This is a genomic window from Streptomyces sp. NPDC049970 (assembly GCF_040660235.1).
Lineage (GTDB): Bacteria > Actinomycetota > Actinomycetes > Streptomycetales > Streptomycetaceae > Streptomyces.
The window spans coordinates 133,650-153,114 of sequence record NZ_JBFALP010000002.1; the positions used below are offsets into that span (position 1 = coordinate 133,650).

Below are 19,465 nucleotides of genomic sequence, written 5' to 3' on the forward strand. Positions count from 1 at the left end.
CTTTGCAGCGCCTGGAAACGCTTGTCCGCTTTTTCCTGTGGCGTGCGCCACATAATGTCCGTCGACGCCTCCCGGCGGCCGTGATAAATCTTCACGACCGCCCGGGGACGCCACCCCTGTCCCCGGGGGCGCTACGAGCCGGCCGAACGCCGGCGGCACTCCATCCATATCCGGGGGGATCAGGACCTGATCCGACGCCGACGACGGCGCGGATCGGCGTGGAGAAAGGCGCACCACCATGACATCGGCGCAGGTCGACAACGGACAGGCGGACGGCCCGCAGGCCGTCGACGCCCCGGCGGGCGAGGGCTACCAGCGTGGCCTGGGAGCTCGCCAGATCCAGATGATCGCGATCGGCGGAGCCATCGGCACGGGGCTCTTCCTCGGCGCCGGCAAGGCCATCGACAGGGCCGGGCCCAGCCTCATCCTGGCGTACGCCATCGCGGGCCTCGTCATCTTCTTCATCATGCGCGCCCTGGGCGAACTCCTCATGTACCGCCCGGTGTCCGGCTCCTTCTCGGAGTACGCGCGCGAATTCCTGGGCCCCTTCTTCGGATTCGTGACCGGCTGGACGTACTGGCTGTTCTGGGTCGTCACCGGAATCACCGAAGTCACCGCTGCGGCCACCTATATGACGTACTGGTGGGATATCCCGCAATGGCTGTCCGCGCTGGTGTTCACGGTCATCCTGTACGGCGCCAACCTGATCTCGGTGAAGCTCTTCGGCGAGCTCGAGTTCTGGTTCTCGATGGTCAAGGTCACCGCCATCCTCGGCATGATCCTCATCTGCGCCGGCGTCCTCACGATCGGCTTCTCCGACGCCGGTGACACCGCGACCGTCTCCAACCTGTGGAACGACGGCGGCTTCTTCCCGCAGGGCATCGGCGGCACGCTGATGACCCTCCAGATCGTGATGTTCGCCTTCCTCGCCGTCGAGCTCGTCGGCGTCACCGCGGGGGAGTCCAAGGACCCCAAGACCGTCCTGCCCAAGGCCATCAACACCGTGCCCTGGCGCATCGCCGTCTTCTACGTCGGCGCGCTGATCATGATCCTCTCCGTGGTCCCGTGGAGCAGCTTCAAGCCCGGCGTCTCACCGTTCGTCGCCGCGTTCGAGGAGATGGGGCTCGGTATCGGAGCCGCCATCGTCAACTTCGTCGTGCTCACCGCCGCGCTCTCCTCGTGCAACTCCGGCATGTACTCCACCGGCCGCATGCTGCGTGACCTCGCGATCAACGGGCAGGGCCCCAAGGCCTTCACCAAGCTCACGAAGAACGGCCTCCCGCTGGCCGGCACGACCTTCTCCGCCGCGCTGATGCTCGTCGGCGTCTGGATCAACTACCAGTGGCCGGGCGACGCGTTCAACTACGTCGTCTCCTTCGCGACCATCTCCGGCATGTGGGCCTGGATCATGATCCTCGTCTGCCAGATCCGCTACCGGGCCAAGGCCGACCGGGGCGAATTGCCGCAGTCCTCCTTCAAGGCCCCGGGCGCGCCGTACAGCAGCTGGTTCGCCCTCGCCTTCATCGGCCTCGTCATCGTCATGATGGCCATCGACAAGGACGCCAGGATCTCGCTGTACTGCGCACCGCTGTGGGGCCTCATCCTGGGCGTCTCCTTCCTGGTGCTCAAGGCCCGCAACCCCGAGAACAAGGCCTTCGCCAAGCGCTGACCCGCGCCACGGCAGCCCCGGGACACCGCCGCCCCAACGGCACTGTCCGGCATACGGGCCCCCGCGTACCACTCCTCGGTACGCGGGGGCCCGTCCGCCTATTCTGGGCCCATGCTGACCCTTACCCAGGCCCTCCACGACCAGATCGTCGCGCACGCACGCGCCGACCACCCCGACGAGGCGTGCGGAGTGGTCGCGGGCCCGGCCGGAACGGACCGCCCCGAACGCTTCGTCCCCATGCTGAACGCCGCGCGCTCACCCACGTTCTACGAGTTCGACTCCGGCGACCTGCTGAAGCTCTACCGCGACATGGACGACCGCGACGAGGAGCCGGTGATCATCTACCACTCCCACACCGCCACCGAGGCCTACCCCTCCCGCACCGACCTCACCTACGCCAACGAGCCCGGCGCCCACTACGTGCTGGTCTCCACCGCGGACACCGACGACGCCGGCCCCTTCCAGTTCCGCTCGTACCGCATCGTGGACGGCGAGATCACCGAGGAGGACGTCGAGATCGTCGAGGCCCACCCCGCGGACGTCTGACACGGCGGCGGAGCGGCAGCCCGGACAGCAGCCCGGCGCCCGGCACGGCACCCGGAAGGACCGCCCCCGCAACCCGGTGTCCGACTGGCGAACGCCCGGCATCCACGATGTGGGATCACACTCCGGGTTCCGGGTGGGGAATCGATACGATGAGCCCATGGTTCCCCATGACGTGAGCGACAAGACGCCGGGCATGCTGCTCGTCGCGCGCCTGCACGTCGACCTGTGCAGGCTGTCCAGCGCGATGTGTCCCGCCGCAGCCTGCCCGTGAACCGCACGGCCTGAGCCGCGGTCCGAGCGCCATCACGTACGCACCACCCCCGCGCGGGGGCAGACGAACGCGCGCCCCACGCCACCTCCCCGTTTTCGACAGGAGCCCACGCCATGGCCATCGAGGTCCGCATCCCGACCATCCTCCGCACCTACACCGACGGCGCCAAGGCCGTCGAAGGCAGCGGGGAGACCCTCGCAGACCTCCTCGTCGACCTGGAGAGCCGCCACACCGGCATCCGTGAGCGCATCGTCGACGGCGACCAGCTGCGCCGCTTCGTCAACGTCTACCTCAACGACGAGGACGTCCGCTTCCTCGACGGCATCTCCACCAAGCTCACCGACGGCGACAACATCACCATCCTCCCGGCCGTCGCCGGCGGCATGCGCTGATGCGGTACGACTCCCCGCTCGCGGCCGTGGGCAACACGCCCCTGGTCCGCCTCCCACGGCTGTCCCCGTCCGAGGACGTCCGGATCTGGGCGAAGCTCGAGGACCGCAACCCCACCGGCTCGATCAAGGACCGCCCCGCACTCCACATGGTCGAACAGGCGGAGAAGGACGGCCGGCTGACACCCGGCTGCACGATCCTGGAACCGACCAGCGGCAACACCGGCATCTCGCTCGCCATGGCGGCCAGGCTCAAGGGCTACCGCATCGTGTGCGTCATGCCCGAGAACACCTCGCAGGAACGGCGCGACCTGCTCACCATGTGGGGCGCCGAGATCATCTCGTCCCCCGCCGCCGGAGGCTCCAACACCGCCGTACGCGTGGCCAAGGAACTCTCCGCCGAGCACCCCGACTGGGTCATGCTCTACCAGTACGGGAACGCCGACAACGCGGGCGCCCACTACGCCGGCACCGGACCGGAGATCCTCACCGACCTCCCCTCCATCACCCACTTCGTGGCCGGCCTCGGCACCACCGGCACCCTCATGGGCGTCGGCCGCTACCTCCGGGAGAACAAGCCGGACGTCAGAATCGTCGCCGCCGAACCACGCTACGACGACCTCGTCTACGGCCTGCGCAACCTCGACGAGGGCTTCGTCCCCGAGCTCTACGACGCGTCCGTACTCACCACCCGCTTCTCCGTGGGCTCCGCGGACGCCGTCACCCGCACCCGCGAACTCCTCCAGCAGGAGGGCATCTTCGCCGGCGTCTCCACCGGAGCCGCGCTCCACGCCGCGATCGGCGTCGGCCGCAAGGCCGTCAAGGCGGGGGAGACCGCCGACATCGTCTTCGTCGTCGCCGACGGCGGCTGGAAGTACCTCTCCACCGGCGTCTACACCGCCCCCACCACGGAGGCCGCGATCGAGACCCTGCACGGCCAGCTCTGGGCGTAACCGCCCGACCGCGCGACCACGTGCACGCGTGACGGAACCCAGGCCGGCCCCGGCCCGGAAACCAGGAGGCGTGGGGCGGGAGAACATCCCGCCCCACGCCTCCCGCGCGTTCACCCCAGCCCGCGCACCCGGTCCCACAGCCCCGGGTCCACCTCACCGGCCTTCCGGCGGAAATCCGACACCGCCACATCCCGCAACTCGTCCGTCTCCAGGAAACTGCGCCGGCCCCGCGCGTCCCCCACCGCCCCCGCGGGCAGCGCGATCACCCCCGGCCGCTCCTCGTGGTGCTTGCTGGTGATCTTCGCGACGACCGCGGTACCACCCCGCACCGACAACACCAGACACGGCCGGTCCTTGGACCCGGGCCCGTCCTCGTACGGCACGTCCGCCCACCAGATCTCCCCGGGCCGCGGCTCACCGTGCGGCCGCCCCTTCTTCTTCCGGACCGGAGCGCGCCCCGCAGGACGCGTCCGCCCACCCGGACGCCGGGGACCACGCCCACCCCGGCCCCGCGCATCGGACACCGTCGCCAGCACGGCCAACAGGACAACGACGGCCAGTGCCGCCCACCACCACGAGTTCATGACCCGACCGTACCGGGCGCCCCACGACACCCCGGCTTCCATCGAACCGGTGACAGTGCAGGTGAGTTCCCCCACAACGGCAGGCCGTGGAGGAGCGACCAGGTGTTTCGCGCCTTACGCTCGACGGACCGCACGAACCCTCCCCGTTCCCACGCCTCGGAGGTTCACGCTTCATGAAGCTCACCGTCGTCGGCTGCTCCGGCTCGTTCCCGTCCGCGGGTTCGGCATGCTCGAGCTACCTCGTAGAGGCCGACGGCTTCCGGCTGCTCCTCGACATGGGCAACGGCGCCCTCGGAGAGCTGCAGCGCCACGTAGGTCTCTACGACCTCGACGCCATCTTCCTCAGCCACCTGCACGCCGACCACTGCATCGACATGTGCGCGTACTTCGTCGTCCGCTACTACCCCTTCGGCGGCCGACGCCCGGCCGCGATCCCCGTGTACGGACCCGAGGGAACCGAGCGGCGGCTGACCACGGCTCACGCCGACACCCCGTCCGACCACGCGATGAGCGAGGTCTTCGACTTCCACACGCTCAAGTCCGGCTCGTTCGAGATCGGCCCCTTCTCGGTCCGCACGGAGAAGCTCTGCCACCCCGTCGAGACCTTCGGCATCCGGGTCGAGCACGAGGGCCGCGCCCTGACGTACTCCGGGGACACGGGCACCTGCGAGGCACTCGCCGAACTCGCGGAGGGCGCCGACCTGTTCCTCTGCGAAGCATCGTTCCTCCACGGCAAGGAGGACATCCCGGACCTCCACCTCAACGGCCGCGAAGCGGGCGAGTACGCCGCACGCGCCGGAGCGGGACGCCTCGTCCTCACCCACATCCCGCCGTGGACGGACGCCGAACGCAACCTCGCCGACGCCCGCGAGGTCTACGACGGCCGGGTCGAGCTGGCGGCCCCGGGCGCGGTGTACGAGGTCTGACGGCTCACCGCGTACGACTGGGCCCCCACCTCCCGCGCGGGAGGTGGGGGCCCAGTCGTACGACTGCCAGGGCTTACGCCTTGGTCAGGTCCTCGACCTCCTCCTCGGGCTCACGGCCCGGGGTGGTCAGGTTGAACTTCGTGATGGCGAACCGGAACACCACGTAGTAGATCACCGCGAAGACCAGCCCGATCGGGATGATCAGCCATGGCTTCGTCGCCAGGTTCCAGTTGAGCGCGTAGTCGATGAACCCGGCCGAGAACGTGAAGCCGGCGTGCACACCGAGCGCCCAGGTGACGACCATCGAGAGCGCCGTGAGAACCGCGTGGATCACGTAGAGCAGCGGTGCGATGAACATGAACGCGAACTCGATCGGCTCGGTCACACCGGTGACGAACGAGGTGAGGGCGAGCGACATCATCATGCCGGTCACCGCCTTGCGGCGCTCGGGGCGCGCGGTGTGGGCGATGGCCAGCGCGGCGGCCGGCAGACCGAACATCATGATCGGGAAGAAGCCCGACATGAACTGTCCGGCATCCGGGTCACCGGCGAAGAACCGGGTCAGGTCACCGTGGACGATCGACCCGTCGGGCTTGGTGAAGTCACCGATCTGGAACCAGGACACCGTGTTGACGAACTGGTGCATACCGATCGGCAGAAGACCGCGGTTGATCAGGCCGAACAGGCCCGCACCGGCAGCGCCGAGACCCGTGATCCACTCACCGAAGCTGGTGATGACGTTCCCGATGGGCTCCCAGCCGAGGACGACCAGCACACCCATCGCCGTACCGACGAACGCCATGATGATCGGGACGAGCCGGCGGCCGTTGAAGAAGCCCAGCCAGTCGACCAGCCGCGTGCGGTGGAACTTCTGCCAGAGCACCGCGGTCAGCAGGCCCAGGATGATGCCGCCCAGCACGCCCGGGTTCTGGAACCCGGCGGCCGTGACCTCCTCGCCCTTCTGGTACGCGCCGCCGAAGAGGCCGGTGGATATGTAGGTGCCGCCCTCGACCTCGATCGGGAACTGGTGGATCACCGCGTAGTACGTGAGGAAGCCGACGACCGCGGCGAGCGCCGTGGACCCGTCGGACTTCTTCGCGAACCCGATCGCGACGCCGATGCAGAACAGCAGGGGCAGACCGAACGAGGCGTCGAGCAGCGCGCCGCCCGCACCCGCGAAGACCTTGGCGACCTGGTCCCAGCCGAGCCCGTCCGGACCGAAGACGTCCGGCTGGCCGAGGCGCAGCAGGATGCCCGCCGCCGGCAGGACGGCGATCGGCAGCTGGAGGCTGCGCCCGACCTTTTGCAGGCCCTGGAATACGCCGGCACCCCGCTTCTTCGCGGGAGCCGCCGGGGCAGCGGTGTCCGTACTCATGAACTTCCTCCGGTAAGGCAAGGCGTCGCCGGGGACGGGTTACCGGGGAGGCGACGACTCGAGGAACGCGGCGGAGAGAACAGCCGCGTGGTCTGGACCACTCAGTGGTGTAGACCAGTTTTAGCACGGTGAGGGTTAGATAAGGAACCTTCAATTTGCCCCGTAGTGCACCCACCACCCTCGGTGACGCCGAGAAACCCCCGGACCGGTGGGTCCGGGGGCCTCGGGGAGCGGGGGAGCCTCTACTTCGTGAGGTCCTCCTCCGTCCTCCTCTCCTCCTCCGCGGGCTCGCGCCCGGGGGTCTGGAGGTCGAACTTGGTGATCGCGAACCGGAAGATCACATAGTAGATCACCGCGAAACACAGCCCGATGGGGATGATCAGCCACGGTTTCGTGTCCAGATGCCAGTTGACGACGTAGTCGATCAGCCCGGCCGAGAAGCTGAACCCCGCGTGCACGCCGAGCGCCCAGGTGACACCCATCGACACGCCGGTCAGCACGGCGTGCACCCCGTACAGCAGGGGTGCGACGAAGAGGAACGAGAACTCCAGCGGCTCCGTCACGCCCGTCACGAACGACGTCAGCGCCACGGACAGCATCAGCCCGGACACCTCCTTGCGCCGCTCCGGGCGCGCGGTGTGGGCGATGGCCAGCGCGGCGGCCGGCAGGCCGAACATCATGATCGGGAAGAACCCCGACGTGAACTGGCCCGCCGACGGGTCCCCCGCGAAGAACCGGGAGATGTCGCCCTGGACGGTGCCGCCGTCCCCGCCGGTGAACTCGCCCGCCTGGAACCAGAAGAACGTGTTCAGGAACTGGTGCATGCCGATCGGGATCAGCAGGCGGTTCGCGAAACCGAAGATCGCCGCACCCCACGCACCCAGGTCGATCAGCTGCTTGGAGAACCACGTCAGTCCGTCACCGACCGGCTGCCACAGCAGGCCGAACAGCACGCCCAGGACCACGCAGAGGAACGCCATGAGGATCGGGACCAGCCGGCGGCCGTTGAAGAAGCCGAGCCAGTCGACCAGCTTGGTGCGGTGGTAGCGCTGCCAGACGACGGCGGTCAGCAGGCCGATGAGGATGCCGCCCAGGACCCCCGGGTTCTGCGGCAGCCCGTCGGGCGTCGCCTTGGTCACCGTGTCGTCGACGGGGAAGGCCGCCAGTACGCCCCGGTAGACGAGGAAGCCGACGACGGCGGCGAGGGCGGTCGAGCCGTCGGCCCTCTTCGCGAACCCGATCGCGACGCCGATGCAGAAGAGCAGCGGCAGGCCGACCTCGCCGTCGAGGATCGCCGTGCCCCCGTTGAGGAGCACCTTCGCGAACTTGTCCCAGAAGGCGCCGTGCAGCGAGGAGTCGAAGAGGTTGCCGAGGCTGACGAGGAGTCCCGCCGCCGGCAGTACGGCCACCGGCAGTTGCAGGCTGCGGCCCACCTTCTGCAAGCCCTGGACCGGTCCGTTCCACCACTTGCGCTGTGGTGCGGCCGCCGCGCTCGAACTCATCGGCATCCTCCCGGAACAGGCCTGGTCTGGGGGTCGTTGCAAACTGGTGTAGACCAGTTGCGGTACGGTGCGGAGCCCCGCCGGAAGGCGGGGTGCCGGTGATCGTCATCATTGGGGACGGTGCGGTTACCCGCCCGCGAAGTTGGGCCAACCGTGCGTTACCGTGACGAAATCGACCCACGGTGGGCCGCCCCACGCACGCACAGACCAGGGAGAAGGACATGGCCAGCAAGGCTGAGAAGATCGTCGCCGGGCTCGGCGGTATCGAGAACATCGACGAGATCGAAGGCTGCATCACCCGCCTCCGCACCGAGGTCCACGACGCCAGCAAGGTCGACGAAGCCGCGCTCAAGGCCGCCGGAGCCCACGGCGTCGTCAAGATGGGCACCGCGATCCAGGTCGTCATCGGCACCGACGCCGACCCCATCGCCGCCGACATCGAAGACATGATGTGACCGACTGACCCACGGCCTCTCGTTCCACGCCCCGGCCCGATCCGGCACCGTTCGGCTCGACCCGGCCCGGCCTCGGACGAAAGGCCCGGTCGGCCCACCCGCGTACCGCACGCAGGCCCCACTCCGTCCCCGACCGGCCCGGAGCGGGGCCTGTGTGCACCCGAACGGACCCGACCGCCCAGCCGATAAACTCGGCGCCATGTCTCGTATCGACGGCCGCACCCCCGAACAACTCCGCCCCGTCACCATCGAACGCGGATGGAGCAAGCACGCCGAAGGCTCCGTACTCATCTCCTTCGGCGACACCAAGGTCTTCTGCACCGCCACCGTCACCGAAGGCGTCCCCCGCTGGCGCAAGGGCAGCGGTGAAGGCTGGGTCACCGCCGAGTACTCCATGCTCCCCCGCTCCACCAACACCCGCGGCGACCGCGAATCCGTACGCGGCAAGATCGGCGGCCGCACCCACGAGATCAGCCGCCTCATCGGCCGCTCCCTGCGCGCCGTGATCGACTACAAGGCCCTCGGCGAGAACACCGTCGTCCTCGATTGCGACGTCCTCCAGGCCGACGGCGGCACCCGCACCGCCGCCATCACCGGCGCCTACGTCGCCCTCGCCGACGCCATCACCTGGGCCCAGGGCAAGAAGATCATCAAGCACGGCCGCAAGCCCCTCACCGGCACCGTCGCCGCGATCAGCGTCGGCATCGTCGACGGCATCCCCCTCCTCGACCTCTGCTACGAGGAGGACGTCCGCGCCGACACCGACATGAACGTCGTCTGCACCGGCGACGGCCGCTTCGTCGAGATCCAGGGCACCGCGGAGGCCGAGCCCTTCGACCGCGCCGAACTCAACGCCATCCTCGACCTCGCCACCGCCGGCTGCACCGACCTGGCCAAGCTCCAGGAAGAGGCGCTCGCCCGCACACTCGGCGAGTAAAGAAGCAACCAAGTACGCAGCGCACAGCGTCGTAAGGGATACGGGCGCACGGGTCGAACCGTGCGTCCGTCCACGTATCCGCTCCGGGGAGGGACGCACCATGGCCTCGCGCCGCCACCACCGCACCGCACTCGCCGTCACGGCCACCCTGCTCACGCTCACAGCCGCGGTCGGCTGCGGAGCCGTCGACAAGGCCCTCGACTGCGTACGCACCGCCGACGCCATCGCCACCAGCGTCAACAACCTCCAGCAGGCCGTCTCCAGCGCCTCCGACGACCCGACCCAGGCGTCCGAAGCCCTGGACCAGATCGACAAAGAACTCAAGGACCTCGGCGACACCACGGACAACGCGGACCTGAGCAAGGCCGTCGACGACCTCCAGGCCGGCGTGACCAACGTCCGCGACTCCATCGACAAGGGCGACGCCACCCCCGACATCACCCCCGTCACGGACGCGGCCACCGAGATCGGCAAGGTCTGCACCCCGTGAACAGGCGGCGATAATCGACGCATGACGCGCCTGATCCTCGCCACCCGCAACGCCGGGAAAATCACCGAACTCCACGCGATCCTCGCCGACGCGGGTCTGACCCACGACCTCGTCGGCGCGGACGCGTACCCGGACATCCCCGACGTCAAGGAAACCGGCGTCACCTTCGCCGAGAACGCCCTCCTCAAGGCCCACGCCCTGGCCCGCGCCACCGGCCACCCGGCCGTCGCCGACGACTCCGGCCTCTGTGTCGACGTGCTCGGCGGTGCGCCCGGCATCTTCTCCGCCCGCTGGGCGGGCACCCACGGCGACGACCGGGCCAACCTGCGCCTACTCCTGGCCCAGCTCTCCGACATCGACGCCCCCCACCGCGGGGCCTACTTCGCGTGCGCCGCGGCGCTGGCCCTGCCCGACGGCACGGAACGCGTGGTCGAGGGCCGCCTGAACGGCACCCTGCGGCACACCCCGGCCGGTACGCACGGCTTCGGCTACGACCCGATCCTCCAGCCGGACGACGAGACGCGCACCTGTGCGGAACTCACCCCGGCGGAGAAGAACGCGATCAGCCACCGGGGCAAGGCGTTCCGGGCGCTGGTACCGGTGGTGCGGGAGCTGGTGGGCTGACCGAGGATGGGGTCGCTACCTTTGAAATGAAGGAAACGACCCCATCTGAACTGTGGGCCCGGTGGGATTTGAACCCACGACACACCGGTTCTAAGCCGGCGCCCTCTAGCCTGCTGGGGTACGGGCCCGCGTGTCGCTAACTGTACTGGGTGAGCCTTCGCCGCTTGGAGAAGGCTTCGGTCTGGCTGTGACAGGACGGACAGAGGTAGCGGAGGTTTTCGCGCCGATTGTCCAGGTGATCACCGCTGACGTGGTCTATCTCAAGCACGAGGCGCCTGCCTTGCCAGGTATCGCCGATGCCGCAGGCAGAACACATGTGCGGGACCCCGATGTCATCGAGTGCGCGGCGCAGGAGTGTGGTCCGGGTTCGTACGGAGCCGGAGTCCAGGAGCTGAAGGATCTCGGATGCGGCCTTGCGGTGAGGAGAGATGGTGCCCAGGGCGTGGCCTTGCCCCGTGAAGTGAGCGGTGGAGAGGCCGTACGCATTCAGGCTCCGTTTCAGGCGAGCTCGCACTGCGCCGTTGTCTGCATGGCCGAGAAACTGCAGAGCCCCGGCCATGCTCTTGGAATTAGCGACGGCGGAGGCCAGTTCGCGGTAGGGAGCGAGAGGTCGGTCGTATCTGCGGCCGCTGGTGAAGTGGGAGGTGTCGATTCCAAATCGGTCGAGCTGCTTCCTGATGTAGCCGTAGGGTCCGTCGCTGGGTGGGACGCCCATGTACTCCAGTATTTCCCGGATGCTGTGCGAATGGGCGGCGGCCGTCGCGAGAAGCTCCCTTGTGTAGGACCGCTTCGTGCGTTCTGGTAGGGGGTTGTCAACAAAGTGGGAAGTGTCGATGCCGTAGTGCTTCAGGCGGTCGCGCATGTAGCGGAGGGGCCTGCTGCCCAGGGGCGCGCCCAATCGGTCAAGCAGGTCGACGAGGCTGGAGGAAGCGGCTGCGGTCCGGGTCAACAGGTCGCGGGGGTATTTTCTCTGATTGCTCATGTGGGCCTTCGTCGATTGCGACCACGATAAGTGTCCGTAACTGCATGACAGTTTGGGCACAGTAGGCGTAGGTTTGCTGGGCGGTTGTCCCACCACTCGCCGTTTGCATGGTCGACCTCAAGCCGTAGCGGCTTGCCGTTCCATTCGGCGCCGTTGCCGCACATGGCACACGACTCGGCGACGCCCGCTTGGAGCAGTGACCGGTGCAGCCGTTCGCCGGGAATCCTGCCGTCCGAGGGGGTGCGTAGAGCCAGTGGGCTACCCAAGGTGCCCTTTGGTCGACCTCGGGGAGCGCGCAGAAAGTGCGACGTGTCGACGCCGAGTTTTGCGATCCGGCGTCCGATGTGCGCTTGGTTGCCGCCCACCGGGTTGATACCCAGTCGTCGCACAACTTCCGCCACACTGTTGGAGCGGGAGACCAGTTCGCGTAGCAACTCGTCTGTATGGCGCACTCTGGTATCGGCGAAGTGCGAGATGTCGATCTCCGCCTCGGACATTCTGGCTCTCAGGTAGCGCCTGCTCCCTGGAGTCGGTGTGCCCCCGCACCACCGCACCGCGTCGTTGCAGTTGGTCGTTCTGTGAGCTGCCTCTTCGAGCAGCTCACGGGTGTACCGAGCCGGCATGCCCCCTCCGTGTCCGGCCGCGCGTTCGCGGCCTCGTACGGAGTAACGAACCGCTAATCGGATGGTCACGTCCGTAATGCGATGAGATGCGGAAGGGCCTGTACCGCTTCATGGAAGCGGTACAGGCCCTTCCGGCAGGAGCCGTGCGTGCGTCAGAACTTCGGTTCCGGGCTCTGCGCCTGGACCAGTTCCGCCGCCTCCTCCGCCGTCTCCACCGAGGGCGGGGAGCCGGCCAGGGGCTGGTTGGCGGTCTCCTTCATGCAGGCCACCGCGATCACGCCGACCAGGGCCGCGGCCATCGCGTAGTACGCCGGCATGAGGTTCGAGCCGGTCCAGCTGATCAGGGCGGTGATCACCAGCGGTGTCGTGCCGCCGAAGATGGAGGCCGAGATGTTGTAGCCGACCGACAGGGAGCCGTAGCGGACGTTGGTCGGGAACAGTGCCGGGAGCGCCGCGGACATGGTGCCCAGCAGGCAGACCAGGGAGAGGCCCATCATCAGCATGCCGATGGTGATCGCGGGGATGCTGCCCTGGCGGATCAGGAGGAACGACGGCAGCGAGAGGAACAGGAAGCCGAGCATGCCGGTCATCAGGAGCGGCTTGCGGCCGAAGCGGTCCGAGAGCTTGCCGAACTGGCTGATGATCAGCATGAGGACGACCATGACGCCGAGCAGGATGAGCAGCCCGTGGGTCTCGCTGTAGCCGAGCTCGTCCGAGAGGTACGTCGGCATGTACGACAGGAGCATGTAGTCGGCGATGTTGTACGCGCCGACGAGCGCGATGCAGAGGATCAGCGTCGGCCAGTACTGGCGGAAGATCTTGGCGAGGTCGCCCTTGGCGGTGGACTCGACGTGGTCGGCGGCCTCCGAGGCGTGGGCGGTGCCGCCCTCCAGCTTCTGGAAGGCCGGGGTCTCGTCGAGGCGGAGTCGCAGGTAGAGGCCTACGAGGCCCAGGGGGCCGGCGACGAGGAACGGGATGCGCCAGCCCCAGCTCTCCATCTGGCCGGTGTCCAGGAGGGCGTACAGGAGGGTCACGAGGCCTGCGGCGCCGACGTATCCGGCGAGGGTGCCGAACTCCAGGAAGCTGCCGAAGAAGCCGCGGCGCTTGTCGGGGGCGTATTCGGCGATGAACGTCGAGGCGCCGCCGTACTCGCCGCCGGTGGAGAAGCCCTGGAGCATACGGAAGAAGATCAGCAGGACCGCTGCCCAGACGCCGATGGTGTCGTGGGAGGGGATGAGGCCGATCGCGAAGGTGCCGATCGCCATGAGGATCATGGTGAGGGCCAGGACCTTCTTGCGGCCGATCTTGTCGCCCATGGGGCCGAAGAACATTCCGCCGAGCGGCCTGACGAGGAAGGCCACGGCGAAGGTGGCGAACGACGAGAGGAGCTGGGTGGTGTCGTTCCCGGACGGGAAGAAGACGTGTCCGATGGTGACGGCCAGGTAGGAGTAGATGCCGAAGTCGAACCACTCCATGGCGTTACCGAGCGACGCCGCCTTCACCGCGCGCTTGACCGCCTGGTCGTCGGTGACGGTGATGTCCGTCCGACGGAGCCGGGGGTTCTGGCGTTTCCGGATGGCTCGGAAGAGCGCCGGATGCCGCTTGACCGCATCAGGGTCGGCCGCCTGGTGGGGGTCGGAGGCCGCCATGGCCGGTTCCTTTCGTCGAACGGTGTTCCAAGAAAGGCTTCTGCGCAGTCATGGCGGTCGCAAACCGAATCCACGGCAATTTGCGATCTCGGTCACACGATCTTCGCCAGGGATCGCCCGGACCGGGGTCAGATCCCGAGGTCCTTGATGATCTTGGCTACGTGTCCGGTCGCCTTGACGTTGTAGAGGGCCTTCTCCACCTTGCCCTCTTCGTCGACCACGATCGTGGAGCGGATGACGCCCGTCACCACTTTGCCGTAGAGCTTCTTCTCGCCGTACGCGCCGTAGGCCTCCAGGGTCTTCTTCGAGGGGTCGCCGACCAGTGTGACCTGGAGGTTCTCCTTGTCGCGGAACTTGGCGAGCTTCTCCGGCCCGTCCGGTGACACGCCGATGACGTCGTACCCGGCGGCGGTGAGGAGCTCCAGGTTGTCGGTGAAGTCGCACGCCTGCTTCGTGCAGCCGGGGGTAAGCGCCGCGGGGTAGAAGTAGACGATGACCTTGCGGCCCTTGTGGTCCGCGAGCGAGACCTCCTTGCCGTCGGCGTCCGGAAGGGTGAAGGCGGGGGCGGTGTCGCCGGTCTGCAGTCGCTCGCTCATGGTTCTCCTCGAGTGGCACGCGGGCTGTGTGGCACCGAGCGTAATAGGGGGTGCCGCCGGGTGTGGGGGCGGCCGAGCTGACAGACTGTCGATGAAGGTTTACCGGACGACGAGCACGGAGGCGGCGCAGTGTCGGATACGAGGACCCCTGCGCAGATCGAGGCGGACATCATCAGCAGGCGTCAGCAGCTTGCGGTGGTGCTGGACGAGATCGGGGTGCGGGTGCACCCGAAGACGATCATGGGTGACGCGAAGGCGAAGGTTGCGTCGACGGTCGACCGGACTGCCGGGCGTGCCTTCGTCGCTGTGAACCGTTCGGTTTCCGACGTGAAGGCGCAGTTCGTGTCGGAGGACGGTTCGCCGCGGCTGGAGCGGGTGATTCCGGCGGCGCTGCTGGTGGCCGGCGCGGTGGCGCTGCTGACGGTGTCGACGACGCGCCGGAAGCGCTGAGGGCGGGCACCTGCGTGCCGAGGGGTGCGCGAGGCCGGGTGCCGGTGCTCCGGAGGAGCGCCGGGGCCTGATGCCCACGTGCCGCTGGGGCGCCGGGGGTGCTTTCCCGGTGGGCCCTGGGGCGTGTGGTGCGGTTCGGGGCAGGTAGGTTTCTGCGGGTGAGCGACAACGGCATGAGCACCACCGACGACAAGCTGCCGATCCGGATGCTGCACGACCGGGTGCTGGTCCGGTCGGATTCGCCGGAGGGCGAGCGGCGTTCCGGTGGCGGGATCCTGATTCCGGCGACGGCGGCGGTCGGCCGGCGTCTGGCCTGGGCCGCGGTGGTCGCGGTGGGTCAGAACGTGCGGACCGTCGAGCCGGGGGACCGGGTGCTGTACGACCCGGAGGACCGTGCGGAGGTCGAGGTGCGGGGTGTGGCGTACGTGCTGATGCGGGAGCGGGATCTGCACGCGGTGGCGGCGGACCGGTTCGAGGGATCGGTGGATTCGACGGGGCTCTACCTGTAGGACGCTGTGTGTGGTGTGCGGGCCTGGTGGCGGTTGTCACCAGGCCTTTTGGCTGTTTTTTGCTAGGGTGGTGGGACCCCGACGAGATGCGCCGTACCGGGTTTCCGCAAAGACGACGCACCCGTGTTGTTCGCGTGTTTCGTCGTGGAGGTGCCGTCATGGCCTGGGTTCTGCTGGTTGTCGCCGGTCTGCTGGAAGTGGGCTGGTCGATCGGGATGAAGTACACCGAGGGTTTCACCAGGCTGTGGCCGAGTGTGTTCACGGGTCTGGGGATCGTGGCCAGCATGCTGTTGCTGTCGCAGGCGGCGAAGACGCTGCCGATCGGTACGGCGTACGGGGTGTGGGTCGGCATCGGTGCCGCGGGTGCGGCGGTGCTCGGCATGGTCGTGCTGCACGAGCCGGTGACCGCCGCCCGTATCTTCTTCGTCTGCCTGCTGCTCGTCGCTGTGGTGGGGCTGAAGGCGACTTCCGGGCACTGACCGTTCGGTGGGCAGCCTCTCAGGGGCCCGTGGTGCCCGTTCGGCGCTCCACGGGCCTGGCGTTTCCGTTCCGGTCCTCGGCGGGGCGGCCGTCTTCCGAATCCTGTCCGCTGTTCTCCCGGTCTCGGGGCTCTCTTCCCGTGGAGTCCCGTCCGGGGTTCCGGGTGGTGGCGTCGGCGGGGGTGGCGGTGCGGGGTGCCTGCGGGGCGCGGGAGGTGTCGGGGCTGGTGCCGGAGGGTTCGGCGGTGCGGGTGTCGTCCCGTTCCTCGCGTGATTCGCCGGGGCTCGGGGTTTCCTCTGTGTCGCCGGTGTCGCCGGTGGCGCCGGTGTCCTCGTCATGCTCTTCCGCTTCCGCGCTCTCGTCCGGGTCGGGCTCTTCGGGGCCTTCCTCGGCCTCCAGCTCGAAGTCCTGGGCCTCGCTGTCCTCCAGGGCGGCCCGGGTGTAGGCGGCCCAGGTCTGGGCGGGTGCGCCGCCGCCGTTCATGCGGGCCAGGCCGAGGGCGCCGTACAGCGGTTTCTGGATGCCGGTGTCGGGGTCCTGGCCCATGACGGCGATGACGGTGGCGAGGTCGGGTGTGTAGCCGGCGAACCAGGCGGCCTTGTCCTCCTCGGCGGTGCCCGTCTTGCCTGCGGCGGGGCGGCCCGCGCCCTGGGCTGCGGTTCCGGTGCCGCCGTCGACGACGCTGCGCAGGACGGAGGTGGTGGTGTCGGCGGCTTCGCGGCTGACGGCTCGCCGGGTGTTCCTGGCGGGGAGGGGGAGTGCGCTGCCGTTCTTGGTGATCTTCGCGACGAGGGTGTGGGCGCGCTGCTTTCCGTGGTCGGCGAGGGTGGCGTAGGCGGATGCCATGTCGACGACGCTGGCGGTGGCGGGGCCGAGCGCGATGGAGGGGGAGGCCGTGAGGTCGGGGGTGGTCCGGGGGATACCGAGGGCGATCGCGGTGTCCTTGACCTCCTGGGGCCCGACGTCCTGGGCCATCTGCGCGTAGACGGCGTTGACGGACTTGTCGGTGGCTTCGCGGACGGTGATCGAGCCGTAGTCGACGTCGTCCTCGTTGGCGGGGGCGTAGCCGGTGGAGCCCGCGGCGCCCTGGACGGTGCGTTCGTTGGTGCCGTCGTAGCGGGTGTTGGGGGTGATGGCGCGGCCGTTCTGGGTGGTGGAGCCGTTGGCCACGGCGGCGGCGAGCACGAAGGGCTTGAAGGTGGATCCGACCTGGTAGTCGCGGCGGGTCGCGTTGTTGACGTACTGCTTGGTGTAGTCGATGCCGCCGTAGAGGGCGACGACGTGTCCGGTGGCGGGGTCGACGGAGGCGCCGCCCGCGCGGACGTCGCGGTCCGCCTTGCGGTCGTCGCTGGTCCTGGACAGGACGTTGTCCTTGACGGCTTGGACGAGGGCGTGCTGCTTCTTCTTCTGGAGTGTGGTGGTGATGCGGTGGCCGCCGGTGGCGAGGGTGTCCTCGTCGATGATCCGGTTGGCGGCGAGGTACTGGTTGACGGCTTGGACGATGTAGCCGCGCTGGCCGGAGAGCGCGGTGGCTGGCTTGGCCTTGCCGGGTACGGGGAACTTCATGGCGGCACGGTCGGCGGGGGTGAGCCAGTGCTCCTTGACCATGCCGTCGAGTACGTAGTTCCAGCGGGCGAGGGCGGCGGCCTTGTTCTCCGGGTGGGCTACGACGTCGTAGGAGCTGGGGGCGTTGAGGAGGGAGGCGAGGTAGGCGCCTTCGGCGGCGTCGAGGTCGTCGACGTCCTTGCTGTAGTAGGCGTGGGAGGCGGCCTGGATGCCGTAGGCGTTGCGGCCGAAGTAGCTGGTGTTGAGGTAGCCCTCGAGGATCTCGTCCTTGCTCTGTTCGCGGTCGAGCTTGATGGAGATGAAGAGTTCCTTGGCCTTGCGGACGAGGGTCTGTTCCTGGCCGAGGTAGTAGTTCTTGACGTACTGCTGGGTGATCGTGGAGCCGCCCTGTCTGCCCTTGCCGGTGACGGTGTTCCAGCCGGCGCGGAAGGTGGCCTTGATGTCGATGGCGTCCTCGGAGTAGAAGTCCCGGTCCTCGGCGGCGAGTACGGTGCGCCGGATGGTGCGGGGGATGCGGTGCAGCGGGATGTTCTCCCGGTTGATCTCGCCGTCGCGGGCGATGACGGTGCCGTCCTCGTAGAGGTAGACGTTCGACTGGGCGGTGGCGCTGGCGTTGGCGGCGGGGATGTCGACGAGCTGGTAGCCGGCGGTGAAGCCGCCGACGAGCAGCAGGGCCAGGAGGAGGAGGCCGGCCAGGGTCATGCGCCAGGTGGGTACGGCGCGCCGCCAGCCGGTGCGCTTGGGCCGCTTGGGGCGTTTCGTGCGCTCCTTGCGGCCTCGCGCGCCGTCCGGGTGTGTTGTGCGTGGTGTGGGCGTCCCGGCCGAGGGGTCCCGGGGGGTCCAGCCCCCGGAGCTCTGCTGACCAGGGTCTCCGCTGTTCTGCGGTGGCTCGTGGCTCATGTCGTGGAGGCTCCTCGGCTGCGGACGATTTTCCCATAGTGCACTTTTCGGACCGATATCCCTTGGATCCCTCGAAGGAAATTCGGACCGCTCCGGGAAAAGGGGTCGCGGCCGTTCGGCGCCGTGGACTAGCGTCGTGCGCTTTGGTCCGGGTTCCGGAAGACGTGTGGGGGAGGGGCTTCGGTGCGGCTCTACGCGGTGGTGGCGGCCGGGGGGTTCCGGCGGCACGCCACCTACCGGGCGGCGACGGCGGCGGGTGTGTTCACGAACACCGTCTTCGGTTTCATCATGGCCTACACCTATGTGGCCCTGTGGGACGAGCGGCCGCAGCTCGGCGGGTACGACCAGTCCCAGGCCCTGACGTACGTGTGGCTGGGCCAGGCGCTGCTGATGACCTGCGCGATGATGGGCGGCGGCTTCGAGAGCGAGTTGACCGAGCGCATCCGCACGGGCGACATCGCCGTCGATCTGTACCGGCCGGCCGACCTGCAGTTGTGGTGGCTGGCCGGAGACCTCGGGCGGGCGGCGTTCCATCTGCTGGGGCGCGGGATCGTGCCGATGGTGATGGGGGCGCTGGCCTTCGATCTGGCGCTGCCGGGTTCGCCGTGGACGTGGCCGGCGTTCCTGGTGTCGGTGCTGCTGGGGGTGGTGGTCAGTTTCGCGCTGCGCTTCCTGATCGCCCTTTCGGCGTTCTGGCTGATGGACGGGGCGGGTGCCCTGCAGATGGCCATGCTCGCGGGGCTCTTCTTCTCGGGGATGCTGCTGCCGCTGACGCTGTTCCCGGGTGTGCTGGGTGAGGTGGCGCGGGCCCTGCCGTGGTCGTCGCTCCTCCAGGTCCCGGCCGATGTGTTCCTCGGCAAGTACACGGGGTGGGGGCTGATGCGGGCGTACGCGTTCCAGGCGGGGTGGGCGTTCGTACTGCTGCTGGCGGGGCGCCTGTTGCAGTCCGTCGCGACCAGGAGGGTGGTGGTGCAGGGTGGCTGAGGTCG

Annotated in this window: 22 protein-coding genes, 1 tRNA gene and 1 riboswitch; of the genes, 14 read left to right on the forward strand and 9 right to left on the reverse strand. The window is 68.5% G+C overall.

The window, feature by feature from the left end:
- Nucleotides 1-238: 238 nt before the first annotated feature.
- From AB0I83_RS03940 to AB0I83_RS03960, 5 genes are all read left to right on the forward strand, one after another.
- Nucleotides 239-1,669, forward strand: coding sequence for an amino acid permease (locus AB0I83_RS03940; RefSeq protein WP_363303504.1), 1,431 nt, complete (start codon nucleotides 239-241; stop codon nucleotides 1,667-1,669).
- Between the two features lie 111 nt (nucleotides 1,670-1,780).
- Complete coding sequence (locus AB0I83_RS03945; protein ID WP_356842278.1) at nucleotides 1,781-2,215, forward strand: M67 family metallopeptidase; 435 nt, start codon at nucleotides 1,781-1,783, stop codon at nucleotides 2,213-2,215.
- 157 nt (nucleotides 2,216-2,372) lie between these two features.
- Complete coding sequence (locus tag AB0I83_RS03950) at nucleotides 2,373-2,486, forward strand: putative leader peptide (protein WP_015577357.1); 114 nt, start codon at nucleotides 2,373-2,375, stop codon at nucleotides 2,484-2,486.
- Nucleotides 2,487-2,599: 113 nt separating this feature from the next.
- On the forward strand, nucleotides 2,600-2,878 hold the full coding sequence (locus AB0I83_RS03955) for a MoaD/ThiS family protein (RefSeq protein WP_356533976.1): 279 nt from the start codon (nucleotides 2,600-2,602) through the stop codon (nucleotides 2,876-2,878).
- The gene (locus AB0I83_RS03960) at nucleotides 2,878-3,828 is read left to right on the forward strand and encodes a cysteine synthase (protein WP_356533975.1); all 951 of its coding nucleotides are present in this window, start codon (nucleotides 2,878-2,880) and stop codon (nucleotides 3,826-3,828) included. Before AB0I83_RS03955 ends, AB0I83_RS03960 begins: the two co-directional genes overlap by 1 nt.
- A gap of 110 nt (nucleotides 3,829-3,938) precedes the next feature.
- Here the strand turns inward: AB0I83_RS03960 and AB0I83_RS03965 are convergent, their stop codons facing one another.
- Nucleotides 3,939-4,412: a type II toxin-antitoxin system PemK/MazF family toxin gene (locus tag AB0I83_RS03965; protein ID WP_356533973.1), complete on the reverse strand. Its 474-nt coding sequence runs from the start codon at nucleotides 4,410-4,412 to the stop codon at nucleotides 3,939-3,941.
- A gap of 173 nt (nucleotides 4,413-4,585) precedes the next feature.
- Between AB0I83_RS03965 and AB0I83_RS03970 the strand changes: the two genes are divergently transcribed.
- Nucleotides 4,586-5,338 (forward strand): MBL fold metallo-hydrolase, encoded by a 753-nt coding sequence (locus tag AB0I83_RS03970; protein WP_356533971.1) that lies wholly within the window; start codon nucleotides 4,586-4,588, stop codon nucleotides 5,336-5,338.
- Nucleotides 5,339-5,411: 73 nt separating this feature from the next.
- On the opposite strand, the gene AB0I83_RS03975 is transcribed toward AB0I83_RS03970, so the two are convergent.
- Nucleotides 5,412-6,713: a PTS transporter subunit EIIC gene (locus AB0I83_RS03975; RefSeq protein ID WP_356535690.1), complete on the reverse strand. Its 1,302-nt coding sequence runs from the start codon at nucleotides 6,711-6,713 to the stop codon at nucleotides 5,412-5,414.
- Nucleotides 6,714-6,955: 242 nt separating this feature from the next.
- On the reverse strand, nucleotides 6,956-8,215 hold the full coding sequence (locus tag AB0I83_RS03980; protein WP_363303505.1) for a PTS transporter subunit EIIC: 1,260 nt from the start codon (nucleotides 8,213-8,215) through the stop codon (nucleotides 6,956-6,958).
- Nucleotides 8,216-8,397: 182 nt separating this feature from the next.
- Between AB0I83_RS03980 and AB0I83_RS03985 the strand changes: the two genes are divergently transcribed.
- The 4 genes from AB0I83_RS03985 (at nucleotide 8,398) to rdgB (ending at nucleotide 10,721) form a co-directional block, all read left to right on the forward strand.
- Nucleotides 8,398-8,670: a PTS glucose/sucrose transporter subunit IIB gene (locus AB0I83_RS03985; protein ID WP_356535688.1), complete on the forward strand. Its 273-nt coding sequence runs from the start codon at nucleotides 8,398-8,400 to the stop codon at nucleotides 8,668-8,670.
- Nucleotides 8,671-8,869: 199 nt separating this feature from the next.
- Nucleotides 8,870-9,607, forward strand: a complete 738-nt coding sequence (rph, locus tag AB0I83_RS03990) for a ribonuclease PH (RefSeq protein WP_363303506.1) — start codon at nucleotides 8,870-8,872, stop codon at nucleotides 9,605-9,607.
- 100 nt (nucleotides 9,608-9,707) lie between these two features.
- Nucleotides 9,708-10,097, forward strand: a complete 390-nt coding sequence (locus AB0I83_RS03995; protein ID WP_356535686.1) for a hypothetical protein — start codon at nucleotides 9,708-9,710, stop codon at nucleotides 10,095-10,097.
- Between the two features lie 21 nt (nucleotides 10,098-10,118).
- Entirely contained in the window at nucleotides 10,119-10,721 is a 603-nt protein-coding gene (gene rdgB, locus AB0I83_RS04000) for an RdgB/HAM1 family non-canonical purine NTP pyrophosphatase (protein WP_356535685.1), read from the forward strand.
- Between the two features lie 53 nt (nucleotides 10,722-10,774).
- Here the strand turns inward: rdgB and AB0I83_RS04005 are convergent.
- The 5 genes from AB0I83_RS04005 to bcp all read right to left on the reverse strand — a co-directional run bounded on the left by AB0I83_RS04005 (nucleotide 10,775) and on the right by bcp (nucleotide 14,571).
- Nucleotides 10,775-10,849: transfer RNA gene (locus tag AB0I83_RS04005), tRNA-Leu, on the reverse strand.
- Between the two features lie 8 nt (nucleotides 10,850-10,857).
- Nucleotides 10,858-11,703, reverse strand: a complete 846-nt coding sequence (locus AB0I83_RS04010) for an HNH endonuclease (protein WP_363303507.1) — start codon at nucleotides 11,701-11,703, stop codon at nucleotides 10,858-10,860.
- Complete coding sequence (locus tag AB0I83_RS04015; protein WP_363303508.1) at nucleotides 11,700-12,326, reverse strand: HNH endonuclease; 627 nt, start codon at nucleotides 12,324-12,326, stop codon at nucleotides 11,700-11,702. Before AB0I83_RS04015 ends, AB0I83_RS04010 begins: the two co-directional genes overlap by 4 nt.
- Before the next feature lie 152 nt (nucleotides 12,327-12,478).
- On the reverse strand, nucleotides 12,479-13,975 hold the full coding sequence (gene proP / locus AB0I83_RS04020) for a glycine betaine/L-proline transporter ProP (protein ID WP_356535684.1): 1,497 nt from the start codon (nucleotides 13,973-13,975) through the stop codon (nucleotides 12,479-12,481).
- A gap of 128 nt (nucleotides 13,976-14,103) precedes the next feature.
- Nucleotides 14,104-14,571 carry a thioredoxin-dependent thiol peroxidase gene (gene bcp / locus AB0I83_RS04025; RefSeq protein ID WP_356535683.1) on the reverse strand — a complete coding sequence of 156 codons (468 nt, stop codon included), beginning with the start codon at nucleotides 14,569-14,571 and terminating at the stop codon, nucleotides 14,104-14,106.
- Between the two features lie 129 nt (nucleotides 14,572-14,700).
- Here bcp and AB0I83_RS04030 point away from each other — a divergent pair, with 129 nt between their 5' ends.
- From AB0I83_RS04030 to AB0I83_RS04040, 3 genes are all read left to right on the forward strand, one after another.
- Complete coding sequence (locus AB0I83_RS04030; protein ID WP_356535682.1) at nucleotides 14,701-15,021, forward strand: DUF3618 domain-containing protein; 321 nt, start codon at nucleotides 14,701-14,703, stop codon at nucleotides 15,019-15,021.
- Nucleotides 15,022-15,194: 173 nt separating this feature from the next.
- On the forward strand, nucleotides 15,195-15,530 hold the full coding sequence (locus AB0I83_RS04035) for a co-chaperone GroES (protein ID WP_051834804.1): 336 nt from the start codon (nucleotides 15,195-15,197) through the stop codon (nucleotides 15,528-15,530).
- A 54-nt stretch (nucleotides 15,531-15,584) separates the two neighbouring features.
- A riboswitch (guanidine-III (ykkC-III) riboswitch) is annotated at nucleotides 15,585-15,652 on the forward strand.
- Nucleotides 15,653-15,688: 36 nt separating this feature from the next.
- Nucleotides 15,689-16,009 carry a multidrug efflux SMR transporter gene (locus tag AB0I83_RS04040; RefSeq protein WP_356535681.1) on the forward strand — a complete coding sequence of 107 codons (321 nt, stop codon included), beginning with the start codon at nucleotides 15,689-15,691 and terminating at the stop codon, nucleotides 16,007-16,009.
- 19 nt (nucleotides 16,010-16,028) lie between these two features.
- On the opposite strand, the gene AB0I83_RS04045 is transcribed toward AB0I83_RS04040, so the two are convergent.
- Complete coding sequence (locus AB0I83_RS04045; protein WP_363303509.1) at nucleotides 16,029-18,476, reverse strand: transglycosylase domain-containing protein; 2,448 nt, start codon at nucleotides 18,474-18,476, stop codon at nucleotides 16,029-16,031.
- A 183-nt stretch (nucleotides 18,477-18,659) separates the two neighbouring features.
- On the opposite strand from AB0I83_RS04045, the gene AB0I83_RS04050 reads away from it, so the two are divergent.
- Entirely contained in the window at nucleotides 18,660-19,460 is an 801-nt protein-coding gene (locus tag AB0I83_RS04050; RefSeq protein WP_363303510.1) for an ABC-2 family transporter protein, read from the forward strand.
- Nucleotides 19,461-19,465 lie beyond the last annotated feature (5 nt).

What these genes read in the sequence shown, in the direction of transcription:
- proP (WP_356535684.1), bottom strand. Translation starts at nt 13,975, where the DNA reads ATGGCGGCCTCCGACCCCCACCAGGCGGCCGACCCTGATGCGGTCAAG.
- AB0I83_RS03960 (WP_356533975.1), top strand. Translation starts at nt 2,878, where the DNA reads ATGCGGTACGACTCCCCGCTCGCGGCCGTGGGCAACACGCCCCTGGTC.
- AB0I83_RS03955 (WP_356533976.1), top strand. Translation starts at nt 2,600, where the DNA reads ATGGCCATCGAGGTCCGCATCCCGACCATCCTCCGCACCTACACCGAC.
- AB0I83_RS03995 (WP_356535686.1), top strand. Translation starts at nt 9,708, where the DNA reads ATGGCCTCGCGCCGCCACCACCGCACCGCACTCGCCGTCACGGCCACC.
- AB0I83_RS03945 (WP_356842278.1), top strand. Translation starts at nt 1,781, where the DNA reads ATGCTGACCCTTACCCAGGCCCTCCACGACCAGATCGTCGCGCACGCA.
- bcp (WP_356535683.1), bottom strand. Translation starts at nt 14,571, where the DNA reads ATGAGCGAGCGACTGCAGACCGGCGACACCGCCCCCGCCTTCACCCTT.
- AB0I83_RS04015 (WP_363303508.1), bottom strand. Translation starts at nt 12,326, where the DNA reads ATGCCGGCTCGGTACACCCGTGAGCTGCTCGAAGAGGCAGCTCACAGA.
- AB0I83_RS03970 (WP_356533971.1), top strand. Translation starts at nt 4,586, where the DNA reads ATGAAGCTCACCGTCGTCGGCTGCTCCGGCTCGTTCCCGTCCGCGGGT.
- AB0I83_RS03950 (WP_015577357.1), top strand. Translation starts at nt 2,373, where the DNA reads ATGGTTCCCCATGACGTGAGCGACAAGACGCCGGGCATGCTGCTCGTC.
- AB0I83_RS04010 (WP_363303507.1), bottom strand. Translation starts at nt 11,703, where the DNA reads ATGAGCAATCAGAGAAAATACCCCCGCGACCTGTTGACCCGGACCGCA.
- AB0I83_RS03965 (WP_356533973.1), bottom strand. Translation starts at nt 4,412, where the DNA reads ATGAACTCGTGGTGGTGGGCGGCACTGGCCGTCGTTGTCCTGTTGGCC.
- AB0I83_RS04045 (WP_363303509.1), bottom strand. Translation starts at nt 18,476, where the DNA reads ATGAGCCACGAGCCACCGCAGAACAGCGGAGACCCTGGTCAGCAGAGC.
- AB0I83_RS03980 (WP_363303505.1), bottom strand. Translation starts at nt 8,215, where the DNA reads ATGAGTTCGAGCGCGGCGGCCGCACCACAGCGCAAGTGGTGGAACGGA.
- rph (WP_363303506.1), top strand. Translation starts at nt 8,870, where the DNA reads ATGTCTCGTATCGACGGCCGCACCCCCGAACAACTCCGCCCCGTCACC.
- AB0I83_RS03975 (WP_356535690.1), bottom strand. Translation starts at nt 6,713, where the DNA reads ATGAGTACGGACACCGCTGCCCCGGCGGCTCCCGCGAAGAAGCGGGGT.
- rdgB (WP_356535685.1), top strand. Translation starts at nt 10,119, where the DNA reads ATGACGCGCCTGATCCTCGCCACCCGCAACGCCGGGAAAATCACCGAA.
- AB0I83_RS04040 (WP_356535681.1), top strand. Translation starts at nt 15,689, where the DNA reads ATGGCCTGGGTTCTGCTGGTTGTCGCCGGTCTGCTGGAAGTGGGCTGG.
- AB0I83_RS03940 (WP_363303504.1), top strand. Translation starts at nt 239, where the DNA reads ATGACATCGGCGCAGGTCGACAACGGACAGGCGGACGGCCCGCAGGCC.
- AB0I83_RS04035 (WP_051834804.1), top strand. Translation starts at nt 15,195, where the DNA reads ATGAGCACCACCGACGACAAGCTGCCGATCCGGATGCTGCACGACCGG.